This window comes from Pantoea sp. ANP04 (assembly GCF_041982285.1).
Lineage (GTDB): Bacteria > Pseudomonadota > Gammaproteobacteria > Enterobacterales > Enterobacteriaceae > Pantoea > Pantoea eucalypti.
Genome location: NZ_JAUTYS010000002.1, coordinates 195,151 through 208,046 on the forward strand (window position 1 = coordinate 195,151; position 12,896 = coordinate 208,046).

A 12,896-nucleotide genomic window follows, 5' to 3' on the forward strand; every position below is an offset into this window, starting at 1 on the left:
TATACCTTACCGGCGGGGGCTTGCGAAGCCTTTGTACGGGAAACTTTTGCCACTTTTTGCCCGCCTGGCCGTGGTCCGCATTTACAGGTCAATCGACATCTCCATACAACGCAACGCGCAGCCCGCCAGCTTTGACGGATAAAGACTTTCTCCCAGCGGCCGGAAACCATGCTGCTCATAAAAGCTCACGGCGTTTGGCGTCGACTCAAGCGTTAAGCGGCGATATCCACGCTGCAGCGCCTCCGCTTTGATAGTGTCAATGATCCGGCCCGCCATTCCCTGTCCGGCAAAGCCTGGCAGCGTAAAAATGGCTTCGACACTGGCGGCAGCGAGATCAAGCGATCCTGTCGCCACCGGCACGCCGTCCGGGCCATCAATCACGAAGAAGGGATTCACGCGAATCATCGCAGGAAAGCTGGCGGGCATGCGGTCCGGCGTCCAGGCGGCAAGGACATCGGGAGGATAAATGTGCTGGCAGCCGTGGCGAATAGCCAGATTACGGATATTCCATAACGTGTGCGCCTCTTCGGGCGATGCCTGTCTGACAATCATGATGCCCTCCGGCTCCTGAACAGAGCCGTTACGTTAGCACACCGCGATGCGGGGATCTCCAATCCCTGACAGGTTCAGATGTCGTCAGCCATTACCTCTTTGCGTAATGACAGACGACAGAGTTTAAAGCAGAGCAGTTAAAAGCGGGCGTTAAGTCCGACGTTCCATGTCACCTGATGCGTGTCGCTGTTGCCTGCCACTGCTGAGACGCCCGCAAAGGCATTGACCGATGCGCCAATCGGCACACTCGCCCCGACCGCCATATCGATCCAGTTATCGTCACGCGAGCCGCTGTTGCGGGTAAAGGCGGTGCGTGTCGATTTCAGTCCGGCGGTGACGGCAGAGTCGGTATCACCAAACTGGTGGTTATAGCTGACCTGCGCCCAGGGATTGATTAACAAATCCTTACTGTCGATACGCCAGCCGACGGAGCCGATTTGGGAATGCAGTGTCTGGTCGCCAAAGCGCATAGAAGTACTGCTGTTCCCCTCTTCTTTATACCCATCGACCTGGGTGTAATCCAGCGCATAGCTTGCCATCGGGCCGGTGGAGACATAGCGACCCAGCGGCAAATCCCAGCCGGTCTGTACCCGCATTCCCAGCACTTTGCCATCACTGCTGCCCTTTTCAGTACGTGTCGCGGGTCCCAGCCTGATCTGACGCTCAATATCATCAAAGTTGAGATCGGCATAATGGGCATCCGCATTAATCCATCCGCCATCGAGATAATTGAACTGACTCCAGAGCGCCACCAGATTGCCGCGTAAACGGTAATCAAAGCGCGACGAAGGATCCTGGCGTTGCGAGGTGGCGGAAAGCATCGCGCCGGCCTGCCAGTGATCGGTCAGCTGATAGCCCACACCTACGGTGCCAGTGGCGCTGGTGGCATCGCCATCAGGCAGGCTGTCACCGCGAAAATCTCGCTGTTGCCCGGCATAACCACCGAACACAGTAAACTCGCCAGCGCTGGCGGGCTGCTGACGCTGCTGCTGCAGATGACCGTCGAGCGTGTTATGCGCATCGCCCACCAGCATCGACGGTGCCTGAGCTAGCGCCGCCACCTGCAGCGGCGCATTCAGCACCGACTCAATATAATCGGCGATCAGCGCATGCACTGCCGGGCTGGGATGCAGCCGGTCGGCGAACAGATATTGCTGTGACTGAGAAAATCCAGGCGTCGAGGAGGTGCAGTCCATTGATGAGACACCTGGCGGGCAAGCCATGCCCGCCGTATTGCTGAGTCCATACAGACGCGGATTATCAATCACCTCATTAAACAGGCCATTGATATCCACCCGCGCGATGTTCCCGCGTGCTGTCAGCAGACCCTGCTCTTCAGCCTGATTGTAACGATCGGTCAGTGCCGCAGCCTCCTGACTCAGTAATTGCCAGGCAGCAATCAGCTGTTGCGCAAGAGCATCCCGGATAAGTGGAATCGAAGAGACCTGTCCTGCCGCCTCGTTTAGCGCGGTTTCAATCGCCTGCTCTCTTGCGGCCCGGTCAGGCGTGGTGGTGGTGCTCAGCGACTGAAACAGCGCCGCCGTCGCGGGTTGCGCAGCCGGGCCAAGTACCTGCAATATCGCCTGCAACAAAGCAGGCGTTGCTCCCACATTCGGCACCGTCGGCACAATCACCGTTCCGGCCCCGGCATTCAGCAACCGGCTGACCTGTGAGGCCGCTGCACTGGCACTGTTATCCACGATCTGCTGTGCAGCCAGCGGCGCCAGGGCTGCCGCCGCCAGATCATTACCACCAATCCAGTGAATGTAGAGACCGTTCGGGTCAGCCCGTCCCCCACGCGCCGCAAGATAGCTATCAAGTTGATCCTGAGTATTAAACAGCGGATTGATCGCCGGCACTGCAACCGCGCCACCCTCGGCATAGTTGTTACCACCCAGGGATGAGGGACGCAGGGTATCGCCCAGCGACTGCGCCAGAATCTCGTCATAAAGCGGATGAGTCGCGCCATCGTAGGTAAAGCGGCCTACGTTGCCGCCATCACTCAGGCTATCGCCAAACACGGTGAGATCGCTCCATGCCGCAGCAGGTAACGGGGACAACAGGCTCAGGGTCGCACAGCAGAAAAGGTATTGCGCGTGAAGGGGTTTCATCAGCAGCTCCGCACAAATCAAAATTTTGAGAAAAAAAGCGTCGTAACCGCACCCACTGGCGCAGCAAGCTGTAAGCGTAGTCGTCTCAGAAAATGGGCGGCAGAAAAGACGCGATCGCGGTCGCAAAGCCGAAAAATTTGGCTTAAAGATGAGCCGGAAAATCCGGTTAACCTGAAAGGCATACCGCTTCGGCTCAGTAATGATGACTACTTTTTGCTGACGGGTTTCAACCCGCGATTGAGATCCTGTAAACGCTTCATAGTTTTCACCGTGCGCTGCGGCAGCGTGGAAGCCACCGACAGGATTAGCATCTCCAGGCAAACCATAATCGTGCCGTGCAGGGGAATGCGTCCCTTCTCACCGCCACGGGGCACATTGATCACCACATCCGCTTCTCTCGCAAAAAAGGAGTCGGTGGCATTAGTCAGCAGAATAACCGGGATGTCGAGCCGCTTTGCTTCTCGCACTACGGCCGTGCCTTCGCGGTGTGCAGACTGCTGGGCCATCATCACCAGCACATCGCCGCGCTGAAGCGCCAGCATTTGTTCTGCCAGTGCAATACCGGCGCGATTCAGGGAGAAGGCGGGGAGACCAATACGGTTTAGCAGCCGCACGCTGTAGTCCGCAAGAATCCCCGAGGCATTAATGCCAAAGATAGCGACTTCCCGCGCTTCGCCCAGCAGCGCGACGGCATCCGCTACCGCCAACCGATTATGCGGTTGCGACAGCACCTCACAGGCATAACGATGACCATCCAGCACAAAGTCGATGGCGCTGTTCACATCGCTGGTCACCTCACTGACGGTGGTGATCATCTTATCTTCTGAAGTCAGCGAGGGACCAAACCAGGCCTTAAGCGTCTGTTTGAGGTCGCGCAGACCGCTAAAACCCAGAGCCTGAATAGCGCGGATCACAGTGGCATCAGAGGTGTGATTCGCTACGGCGATCTCAAGCGCGGTGCTCTCCAGTACCGTTTCCCGCTGTTGATCGATATAGCGCGCTACGGCCAGCAGACGCGGAGAAAGCTGTTTTTCGCGGGCACGAAGGCGTTCAGCGACCACATCCACTCTGTTTTTAACGGGTCTGTTCTGTTTCATGCTGCTCCTGCTGCTGACCTTACAAATCTGTAATGCTCACTCCCGGTCTGATCCAGGCGTGACAATTTCAGGCCTCAAAAATGTAGTGGAAGCCTCATTCCGCTTTAGATTTCACCTGAAAAAGCCAGGGATTAAACGCTATTTTCACATCCCATAACAAATAAATAATCATTATTATCAATAATATAAAATCATATCTGAACTGTTTTTTTATAAAAAGTGACGCGATAAAAATGTAGTAAAAACTCTTCAAATTTTGTTTACTACTACATTACCTGATGTTTGAATGATTCTCAATTACAGATGAGAAGTGTTGTCGTCCGGGCAACGTCATGATGTCTGAACGCTGATGTGCTTCTCCTCTGCTTAAAGCGCTGCATATTGCAGACCACCTCCAGGGAAGCCCTGCATGACCGACAGCCATCAGGGCGTATTAGCTTCAGAAACTGCCAGTAACAGACACGAAAAAAAATGAAAAACAAAGACACACGATATCCGGCCCGACACCCTGCTCTGGTCATGGCGATTTTCGGCAGCATTATGCTGCCACAGGTCAGTGCAGCAACCGACAGCGCACCGGATATGACCGTGACCGCGGATGCCAGTCCAGAGGGAAATTACAGCGCCAGCGAGACCAGCGTTGCCAGCAAAATGCCCACCGCGCGACTCGATGAGGTGCAGTCGGTCAGCGTGGTCACGCAGCAGCAACTGGAGGATTTTCAGGCCAGCTCACTGGCAGATGCGATGCGCTTTGTCAGTGGCGTCTCGGAGGCGAACACGCTGGCAGGCACCGAAGATGGCTTTGTACGGCGCGGTTTTGGCAGCAACGCCGATGGGTCGATTTACCGGGATGGTATCCGCAGCAGCCAGGGTCTCAATTTTGATGCGACGACTGAAAGGGTTGAGGTGCTGAAAGGTTCCTCTTCCCTGCTGTATGGCATTCAGAATCCGGGTGGCGTTATCAATGTGGTCAGTAAAAAGCCGCAGTATAACTGGCACTCCAGCGTCACCGGACGGTATGCCAGTGAGGGTGGCGGTGCTGGCACGGTGGATGTCACCGGTCCGTTGGGCAACGGTTTTGCCTTCCGGCTAATCGCCGAAAAGCAGAATCAGGATTACTGGCGCAACTTTGGCAATGAAGAGCACACACTACTTGCGCCATCGCTGCAGTGGTTCGGCGAGCAGGCCAGCTTTCTGATCAGCTATGCGGACTATCGCTATGATATTCCCTACGATCGTGGCACCGCGTTTATCGACGGCAAGCCGATTGATATTGGCTACAAAGATCGTCTGGATGATAAAGCTAACCATGCCTGGGGCCATAACAGAACCCTGAATGCCCATTATGACTGGCAGTTTAATGATGAGTGGCGCACCCGGTTAACGCTTGGCTGGAACCAGCGGCAATATGATAATAATGAAGTGCGCGTAACGGCGGTGAATGCCACCAGCGGCGTGGTGACACGTCGGGCCGATGCTAATCGCGGGTTTAACCACAAAACCAAATATGTAAGCTGGGATCTGATGGGCAACCCTGAAATTCTGGGGATGCAGCACGCGCTGGTGGCGGGCACCGACTATGAGATGAACCAGACTTATCGTGCTCATCAGTATCAGGGCAAGGTCAATCGCCAGTTCAATTACTTCAATCCCGACTATGACATGCTGTCGCCGGTCACAGACGCCAGCACAGAGAACACCGCTGCGGCTAATAACCTGAACCGTATCCATAGCCGGTCGCTCTACGCTAAAGACAGCATTTCACTGACACAGGACTGGATTGTGGTACTGGGTGGTCGTTATCAGCATTATGAGCAGCGTGCCTCTCGTGGCTTCAATCCGCAGATTGAAACCCTGAACGATGAGGGCAATAAGTTTCTGCCGCAGGCGGGAGTCATCTACAAACTTACGCCTGACCTCTCTTTCTACACCAGCGTCAGCAAATCTTTCACGCCTTCAACGGATGTGGATGATGAGGGTAACGTCGGCAAACCTGAGCAGGGAACCAGCTGGGAAGTGGGCAGCAAATGGCAGCTGTCGCCGAAACTCCTCGCCACCGTGGCGCTCTACCGTATCGATGAAAGGTCGATGTCGCTGAATATTAATGGCAGCACGCGAGCCATTGATAAAGCCCGTTCGACCGGTGCTGAGTTTGAGCTGAATGGCGAAATTGCGCCTGGCTGGGATTTGAGTGCGAACTACAGCTATGATCAGGCAGAAATTGTCAGTGACCGGGTTAATCCGGATAACAACGGTAACCGTCTGCAGAATGCCCCGCGTCATGCCGGTGCGCTTTACCTGAGTCATGAAATGCAGGTCAGCGGCCTGCCCGGCTCGCTGCGACTCGGTGGCGGTGCGCGATATGTCGGCAGTCGTGCAGGCGATCCCGACAACAGCTTCACCCTGCCCGACTACGTAGTGGCTGACAGCTTCGTCGCATGGAAAAACCGCCTGTTCGGCGAAAAAACGGAGCTGCGTCTGAACATTAATAACCTGTTTAACCAGCACTATTACACCTCAAGCGGCGGCAATCTGCGCGTCCGTGAAGGCGAAACCCGCAATCTGATGGTACAGGCCCGTGTTGAATTTTAAATCACTTCGTTCTGCATTGCTGATGCTCGGCGTGATGCTGGTCAGCGCGGGCGTACACGCCCGCACGCTGACCGATATTACCGGTCGCCAGGTTACCATTCCTGACCATCCGCAGCGTATTGTGCTGGGTGAAAGCCGGATGCTCTACAGCGTTGCGCTGCTGACACCCGGCAATCCTCTGCAAAATATCGCTGGCTGGCCGCAGGATCTGAAAAAGTATGATCCTCAGACGTGGCAGATTTTTGCCCGCCAGTTCCCGCAGATGGACGCTATTCCGGTACTGGGCCTGGATGGCGTTAATGACATGAATCCCGAACAGGTTATCGCGCTAAAGCCTGACGTGGTCATCCTGCCACAGCTGGCACGCGGCAGTGAAAGCGGCCTGGTACTGGAGAAAATGCTCGCGGCGGCGAATATCCCGGTGGTGAAGATCGATCTGCGGGTTGATTTGCTAAAAAATACTGAGCGCAGCATCATGCTACTGGGCGAAGTACTGAATCAACCCCAGCGTGCGGCTGACTTTAATCGCTTCTACCGCAGCCACATGCAGCGCATTGCGAGTCGTCTGGCGGGTTATCACGGCCCGAAGCCATCCGTGCTGTTGCAGTTGCACCTGGGACGGCGCAGTGAATGTTGTGTCACCTCGGTAAACGGCAATCTGGGTGAGCTTCTGACGTTTGCGGGTGGCAAAAATATAGCCAGTGAGCAGATCAAAGGTGTGTTCGGGCGGCTGAGTGAGGAAAGTGTGATCGCTGCTCAGCCGGATTACTACTTTGCTACCGGCACTGGCAGCGCAGATGAAGTGGGTGCGTTAAAACTTGGCCCCGCTGTCACCGCAGCGCAGACCCGACAGAGCCTGCTGGCACTGACAGGTAAGCAGAATGCCCTGAAGCAGCTCACCGCACTGCGCGACGGTCATGCCGGTGCTATCTGGCACAACTTTTACCTCAGTCCCTGGCACGTAGTAGCAACCGAATTCTTTGCGACCACGCTCTACCCGCAGCTGTTTCATGACGTCGATCCTGAACAGACACTACGGCAGCTGTTCCGTGATTTCCTGCCAATCCCCTATTCGGGCAGCTACCTCTACAGACTGGCACCCGAAGTGAAACCGGAATCAGGCCGCTGACAGTCCGCGATTTTTTACCCGAACGATATCTGCCATCACCGACAACGCAATTTCCGCCGGCGTTTTGCTGCCGATGGGCAGACCAATGGGCGCATGGATGCGGTCCAGTTCCGTCCGATCCAGACCGGCGATCTGCTGGAGTCGCGCGCGCCGTTTCTCGCTGTTTTTCACCGAGCCCATAATACCGATATAGAACGCGGGTGTGGCAATCGCTTCCATCATCGTCAGGTCATCAATGCGCGGATCGTGGGTCAGTGCCACAATCGCCACCGCAGCGTGCGCCCCGTTCAGCTCCAGCCAGCGCGCCGGATGCTGTGACACCAGCGTCACGTTGTCCGCGCCGCTGAAGTGGCTCTCCAGCTCTGAGAGCATCTCCGGGCGGTGCTCACAGACCCGCACATGAAAACCCAGGATCTGCCCAAGCCGGATGCACTCATAGGCTACGGTTGAGTAGCCCGCGATCAGCAATTCCGGTATCGCGCCAACAGGCAGCAACATCTGCGCCTCGCTGGCATCCAGCTCAGGCAGCACACGATCGCTGGCGATAACTTCCCATTGTGCGCGTTCACCAGGCCGTATCATTTTCACCATCGGCTGTTGCCCGCTCAATGCGCGTTGCATTGCCTTCAGCAATGCCAGCGTCGCGTCATCAGGCGGCAAATATTCAATGGCGATCTCCAGACTACCGCCGCACGGCAAATTAACGTCAGGCCGAATTCCGCCCTCACCATAACGCACACGCTGACTGCTGGCTCGGTAAGCACCCGCCGCCAGTTGCGCCAGAAAATCCTCTTCAATGCAGCCGCCCGACAGTGAGCCGCAGTACGCTCCGGCTTCATTGACTGTCATCAGCGTGCCCGGCGCGCGCGGCGAAGAGCCATAGGTACGCAGCACCGTACAGAGCCAGACATTCTGACCTGCCTGGCAACTACTCAATGCCGCATTAATCACGCGTTGATCCAGCGTTATCATGAAAATTCCTTTATTAACTGCAGATCAGCGGGGAGATCGATATCGCACAGGCAACCGCGATCCTGAAGTGGCAGCCTGACCGCCTGTGACTTCACCATCGCCTGCGGACCGGCATCGCCCTGCAACACGCTCAGCATGGGATAGCATTGCTGCTGAAAACCGACCGGATGGCCTGGCCTGCCCTCAATCCACGGCCTGACGATCATCGCATCCCCCAGCGCGGCGCTGACGGCGCGATAGCTTTCCGCCGTGACAAATGGCATATCACCCAGCGCAATCAGCCAGCCGTCGTAGTCGCGGCTGGCGTGAACACCGGCAGCGATCGATTCGCCCAGTCCGCCGCTGTTACACAGCACTAAAGTTGCCTGCCTGCAGAGCGTGTGTATTGCCGATGCGTCGGGGCGCGTGACGACGAACAGGTCAAGCCCGCTGGCAGCGGCCTGCTCCAGTGTATGTTGCAACACCGGTTTGCCTTCCAGATCAGCCAGAAGCTTATGCTCGCCTGCCTGCTGGCGAAAACGGCGACTCAGCCCGGCGGCCAGTACGACAAGCGCTATCCTCACTCTCTTTCTCCGCTCAGCGTGCAAAACGGGCGCAGGCTCCAGCCCACGCCCGTAAACGACAATTCGACCGGCTGTCAGCCGGTCAGGAACAGGCTCAGATAATTTTGTCGAGCGTAATCGGCAGGTCGCGAACACGCTTACCCGTAGCATGGAACACCGCATTGCTGATCGCTGCTGCCACGCCGACGATTCCCAGTTCACCCACGGGTTTACCGCCCATCGTAGTCGCCTCGAAATCGGGCTCGCCCACGTTGATGGTGGTAATGTCAGGAATATCGCCGTTAACCGGCACCAGATAATCCGCCAGGTTGTTATTGATTACCCGGCCATTACGCGGATCGATGATGCCCTCTTCCATCAGTGCCTGGCCGACACCCATGATCATGCCGCCAATCCACTGACTGCGCGCCAGTTTAGGGTTGTAGAGACGGCCGCTGTCGAGTGCCGCGACCATCCGTTTTACCCGAATCGTGCCAAAGTCTTCATCAACCCGCACTTCAACAAAATGCGCGCTCCAGCTGTGAGCAGAGAATTTTTCAGGACGGGTACCATCATTGAGGTTGCGGACCATCTTATCGCGCTCACTTTCTGACATATCATCCGGGAAGGTCCCGCCTTTCACCGTGAGACTCTCCGACGGTGCCAGGCTCGCCAGCTGCGCGAATGAGACGGCCAGGTTGCTGTGCTGAGTATGCTGCACGCCGTCGCCTTTCAGGGTGAGCTGAGAAGCCGGTGTACCTTTCAGCGGCGACTGAGCCAGCTCGCTTGCCAGCTTCAGTAACTGGTCGCGCATGCGTTTAGCGGTGTCGTCCACTGCGGCAGTCACGTTGCCGGCCAGCTGCGAACCGCCCGCTACGCCTGTACGCGGCAACTCGGTATCTCCCAGTTGCACCTCAATGGTGCCGGAGGCCACGCCCAGAATGTCGGCAGCAGTCTGCGCCAGAATGGTATAGGTTCCGGTGCCGATATCCGCACCACCGCACTGCACCACAAATTTGCCCTGCGGCGTCAGGATGATTTTCGCTTCTGCGGGCAGCTTATTGACCGGATAGGTGCCGGAGGCCATACCCCAGCCAATCAGCTCACGCCCCTCACGCATTGAGCGCGGCGTCATAATCCGCTGGTCCCAGCCAAAGGCTTCAGCCCCTTTCTGATAGGCTTCTTTCAGTCGGCGTGAACTCCACGGCAGATCGAGCTGATAATCTTTGTCTGCCCAGTTGCGCAGACGCAGTTCCAGCGGATCGATGTTCAGGGCATAAGCCATCTCATCCATCGCCACTTCCAGTCCAAAGGCGCTGGGGTTTTCGCCTGGCGCGCGCATCCATCCCGGTGTAACGGTGTTGATCGGCCTGATCTGATGTTGAGTGGAGACGTTCTCCACCGCATACATACGCGCTGTAACTTTGCTGCAGTTCTCGGCAAATTCGTCGATCAGTGACGTTTCACTGAAGCTGCGCTGGATAATCGCCTGGATTTTGCCGTCACGCGAGGCACCCAGCTCCAGCTGCTGAGAGGTAGCAGCACGTCCGCCGAGACCCGTAAAGGTCTGCGGACGGGTCAGCGACACCTTGATCGGGCGGTTAAGCGCCCGCGATGCCACACTCGCCAGCGCGACGTGGGTATAGGGCACTGGCTTTGAACCAAATCCGCCGCCGACATAAGGCGAGATGATGCGCACGTCTTCAACCTCAATGCCCAGCCACTCGGCGATCTCCACCTGTGCGCCCGCGACCCACTGGCTTGGCTCCCAGACAGTGATGCGTCCATCCTGCCACTGCGCCACACAGGCGTGCGGTTCCATTGGCATATTGTATTCGCGCGGCGTGGTGTAGCGCTGACTCAGACGCACCTCAGCCTGTTGCATCGCTGCCTGCGCATCGCCCATGTTGATATCCTGCTTCGATACCGGTTTCGGCTCAACGCCCTCATCAGTTGCAAAAATCAGCGCGGGTGAGGTTTCATACTCAATTTCAACCAGCGAGGCGGCATAGGTCGCCTGCTCGAAGGTCTCTGCCACCACCAGACCGATATTCTGCCCGTTGTGAATAATCACATCGTCCTGAATCGGGGTGTAGGTTGACTGCGCCGCGCCCCCATCTGCAATGGCAGTAGGTTTGTTGATCTTCAGGCTGTTCAGATGGGTATAAACCGCCACCACACCCGACGCCTGCTGCGCCTTGTCGGTTGACATGCGGCTGATACGACCGCTGGCAACGGTAGACTGGATCACCACGCCATAAAGCGGATTTTCCGGCTGATGTTCAACCGCATAACGCGCTTCACCAGTGACTTTCACTTTGCCGTCGCCCCGCGTGCGAGCGGCGCCCAGCCCTTCAATCGGGTTGTCTGCAGCTGAGTTCGCCTTCACTGCATCCTGAGGCGCGTGGTCGTTTACGTCACTCATGCGATTTCTCCTGCTGCCATCAGCGCGCGTGCAATGACACGCGGCGCCAGTTTTGCTTTATAGGCGTTGTGTGCCAGCGCCTGCGCTTCCTGGGTAATCAGTTCTGCGGCCCGGAACACTGTCTCTTCATTAAACGGCTGGCCTTCCAGTGCCTGCTCCACGGACCTGACGCGCCAGGGTTTGGTTGCTACGCCGCCAAGGGCGATATGCACCTGACGCATCACGCCGTTCTCCAGCGTAAAGCCTGCGGCGGCACTGGCTGCAGCAAACTCATAGGAGCTGCGGTCGCGGACTTTAAGGTAGTGAGAGTGCCGGAGAGAGTCGGTTTGCGGCACTTCAATCGCCACAATAATTTCGTCATCACGCAGATCGTGCTCACGATCAGGCGTGTCACCTGGCAGCAGGAAGAAATCATCCATTGCGATGCGGCGGGTTTCGCCCTGCTGATTCTGCAGGACCACAATGGCGTCAAATGCCACCAGTGCGACCGCCAGATCGCCGGGATAAACCGCAATGCAACTGTCGCTGGCACCCAGAATGGCATGATTGCTGTTAACGCCATCCAGTGCGGCACAGCCAGAACCCGGATTGCGTTTGTTACAGGCAGTAAAGGTCGCCGGATCGCGGTAATAGGCGCAACGGGTACGCTGACGTAAATTGCCGCCCAGCGTCGCCATATTACGAATCTGAGGAGACGCAGCCTGCCACAGGCTGCCGTAGATTGCCGGTGCATTCTGCTCGCAGTCGTGATGATCGGCCAACTGACTCATCGTGACCAGCGCACCGGCCGTAATTTTATCGTCGTCAAACTGCAGATTTTTAAGCTCGCTTAATCCGCTGATACCAATTAACTGGGGTGGCGTGAAGACGCCACACTTCATCAGATCGAGCTGCGTGGTGCCGCCCGCCAGCAACTGACTGCCTGACTGCTGTTTAAGGGATGCGGCGTCCTGAGGCGTCTGCGCGATTTTCCAGCTGAATTCATTCATGCGGACTCCTTCGCCATCTCAGCAGCGGCCTGTTTAATCGCATCGACGATGTGCGGATAAGCCCCGCAACGGCAGAGATTGCCGCTCATATATTCACGGATCTCATCATCTGAACCGGCGTGGCCCTCTTTGATACAGGCGACAGCGGACATAATCTGGCCCGGCGTGCAGTAGCCACACTGGAAGGCATCATTTTCCATAAAGCAGCGCTGAACCGGATGCAATTCACCTTCGGTGGAGGCCAGGCCTTCAATGCTGGTGACTTCAGCGCCATTTGCCTGCACCGCCAGCGTCAGGCAACTCAGCACCCGCTGACCATTAATCAGCACCGTGCAGGCACCGCATTGTCCCTGGTCGCACCCTTTTTTAGTGCCGGTCAGGTTCAGATGCTCGCGCAGTGCATCGAGCAGGGTGACTCGCGGATCGACCTGCATCTGCTGCGACTGGCCATTGACCTGCATTGTTAGCGATATTTGTTCCGACATTG

The 12,896-nt window shown here is 56.8% G+C and carries 10 protein-coding genes; 2 read left to right on the top strand and 8 right to left on the bottom strand.

Annotated features, from left to right (window positions below):
• Positions 1 to 81: 81 nt before the first annotated feature.
• The 3 genes from Q7C21_RS03305 to Q7C21_RS03315 form a co-directional block, all read right to left on the bottom strand.
• Positions 82 to 552 (bottom strand): GNAT family N-acetyltransferase, encoded by a 471-nt coding sequence (locus Q7C21_RS03305; RefSeq protein ID WP_375150382.1) that lies wholly within the window; start codon positions 550 to 552, stop codon positions 82 to 84.
• A 137-nt stretch (positions 553 to 689) separates the two neighbouring features.
• A complete protein-coding gene (locus Q7C21_RS03310) occupies positions 690 to 2,663 on the bottom strand; it encodes an autotransporter outer membrane beta-barrel domain-containing protein (protein ID WP_375150383.1) in 1,974 nt (657 codons plus the stop codon).
• Between the two features lie 206 nt (positions 2,664 to 2,869).
• On the bottom strand, positions 2,870 to 3,760 hold the full coding sequence (locus Q7C21_RS03315; RefSeq protein ID WP_375150384.1) for a MurR/RpiR family transcriptional regulator: 891 nt from the start codon (positions 3,758 to 3,760) through the stop codon (positions 2,870 to 2,872).
• 471 nt (positions 3,761 to 4,231) lie between these two features.
• Between Q7C21_RS03315 and Q7C21_RS03320 the strand changes: the two genes are divergently transcribed.
• Both Q7C21_RS03320 and Q7C21_RS03325 read left to right on the top strand, forming a co-directional pair.
• The gene (locus Q7C21_RS03320; RefSeq protein WP_375150385.1) at positions 4,232 to 6,352 is read left to right on the top strand and encodes a TonB-dependent siderophore receptor; all 2,121 of its coding nucleotides are present in this window, start codon (positions 4,232 to 4,234) and stop codon (positions 6,350 to 6,352) included.
• A 34-nt stretch (positions 6,353 to 6,386) separates the two neighbouring features.
• Complete coding sequence (locus Q7C21_RS03325; protein WP_143756056.1) at positions 6,387 to 7,481, top strand: ABC transporter substrate-binding protein; 1,095 nt, start codon at positions 6,387 to 6,389, stop codon at positions 7,479 to 7,481.
• Here Q7C21_RS03325 and Q7C21_RS03330 read toward each other — a convergent pair.
• The 5 genes from Q7C21_RS03330 to Q7C21_RS03350 form a co-directional block, all read right to left on the bottom strand.
• Positions 7,470 to 8,453: an XdhC family protein gene (locus tag Q7C21_RS03330; RefSeq protein ID WP_375150386.1), complete on the bottom strand. Its 984-nt coding sequence runs from the start codon at positions 8,451 to 8,453 to the stop codon at positions 7,470 to 7,472. The two genes, Q7C21_RS03325 and Q7C21_RS03330, sit on opposite strands and share 12 nt — an antisense overlap.
• Positions 8,450 to 9,016 carry an NTP transferase domain-containing protein gene (locus tag Q7C21_RS03335; protein ID WP_375150387.1) on the bottom strand — a complete coding sequence of 189 codons (567 nt, stop codon included), beginning with the start codon at positions 9,014 to 9,016 and terminating at the stop codon, positions 8,450 to 8,452. Before Q7C21_RS03335 ends, Q7C21_RS03330 begins: the two co-directional genes overlap by 4 nt.
• Positions 9,017 to 9,110: 94 nt before the next feature.
• Positions 9,111 to 11,420: a xanthine dehydrogenase family protein molybdopterin-binding subunit gene (locus tag Q7C21_RS03340; RefSeq protein WP_140915626.1), complete on the bottom strand. Its 2,310-nt coding sequence runs from the start codon at positions 11,418 to 11,420 to the stop codon at positions 9,111 to 9,113.
• Positions 11,417 to 12,409: a xanthine dehydrogenase family protein subunit M gene (locus tag Q7C21_RS03345; protein WP_003848134.1), complete on the bottom strand. Its 993-nt coding sequence runs from the start codon at positions 12,407 to 12,409 to the stop codon at positions 11,417 to 11,419. Before Q7C21_RS03345 ends, Q7C21_RS03340 begins: the two co-directional genes overlap by 4 nt.
• A complete protein-coding gene (locus Q7C21_RS03350; protein ID WP_008924558.1) occupies positions 12,406 to 12,894 on the bottom strand; it encodes a (2Fe-2S)-binding protein in 489 nt (162 codons plus the stop codon). The genes Q7C21_RS03345 and Q7C21_RS03350 overlap by 4 nt, the downstream gene beginning before the upstream one ends.
• Between the last annotated feature and the right edge of the window lie 2 nt (positions 12,895 to 12,896).

Excerpts from the sequence above, each read along its gene's own strand:
- Q7C21_RS03305 (WP_375150382.1), bottom strand. The coding sequence starts at position 552 with ATGATTGTCAGACAGGCATCGCCCGAAGAGGCGCACACGTTATGGAAT.
- Q7C21_RS03310 (WP_375150383.1), bottom strand. The coding sequence starts at position 2,663 with ATGAAACCCCTTCACGCGCAATACCTTTTCTGCTGTGCGACCCTGAGC.
- Q7C21_RS03315 (WP_375150384.1), bottom strand. The coding sequence starts at position 3,760 with ATGAAACAGAACAGACCCGTTAAAAACAGAGTGGATGTGGTCGCTGAA.
- Q7C21_RS03320 (WP_375150385.1), top strand. The coding sequence starts at position 4,232 with ATGAAAAACAAAGACACACGATATCCGGCCCGACACCCTGCTCTGGTC.
- Q7C21_RS03325 (WP_143756056.1), top strand. The coding sequence starts at position 6,387 with ATGCTGGTCAGCGCGGGCGTACACGCCCGCACGCTGACCGATATTACC.
- Q7C21_RS03330 (WP_375150386.1), bottom strand. The coding sequence starts at position 8,453 with ATGATAACGCTGGATCAACGCGTGATTAATGCGGCATTGAGTAGTTGC.
- Q7C21_RS03340 (WP_140915626.1), bottom strand. The coding sequence starts at position 11,420 with ATGAGTGACGTAAACGACCACGCGCCTCAGGATGCAGTGAAGGCGAAC.
- Q7C21_RS03345 (WP_003848134.1), bottom strand. The coding sequence starts at position 12,409 with ATGAATGAATTCAGCTGGAAAATCGCGCAGACGCCTCAGGACGCCGCA.
- Q7C21_RS03350 (WP_008924558.1), bottom strand. The coding sequence starts at position 12,894 with ATGTCGGAACAAATATCGCTAACAATGCAGGTCAATGGCCAGTCGCAG.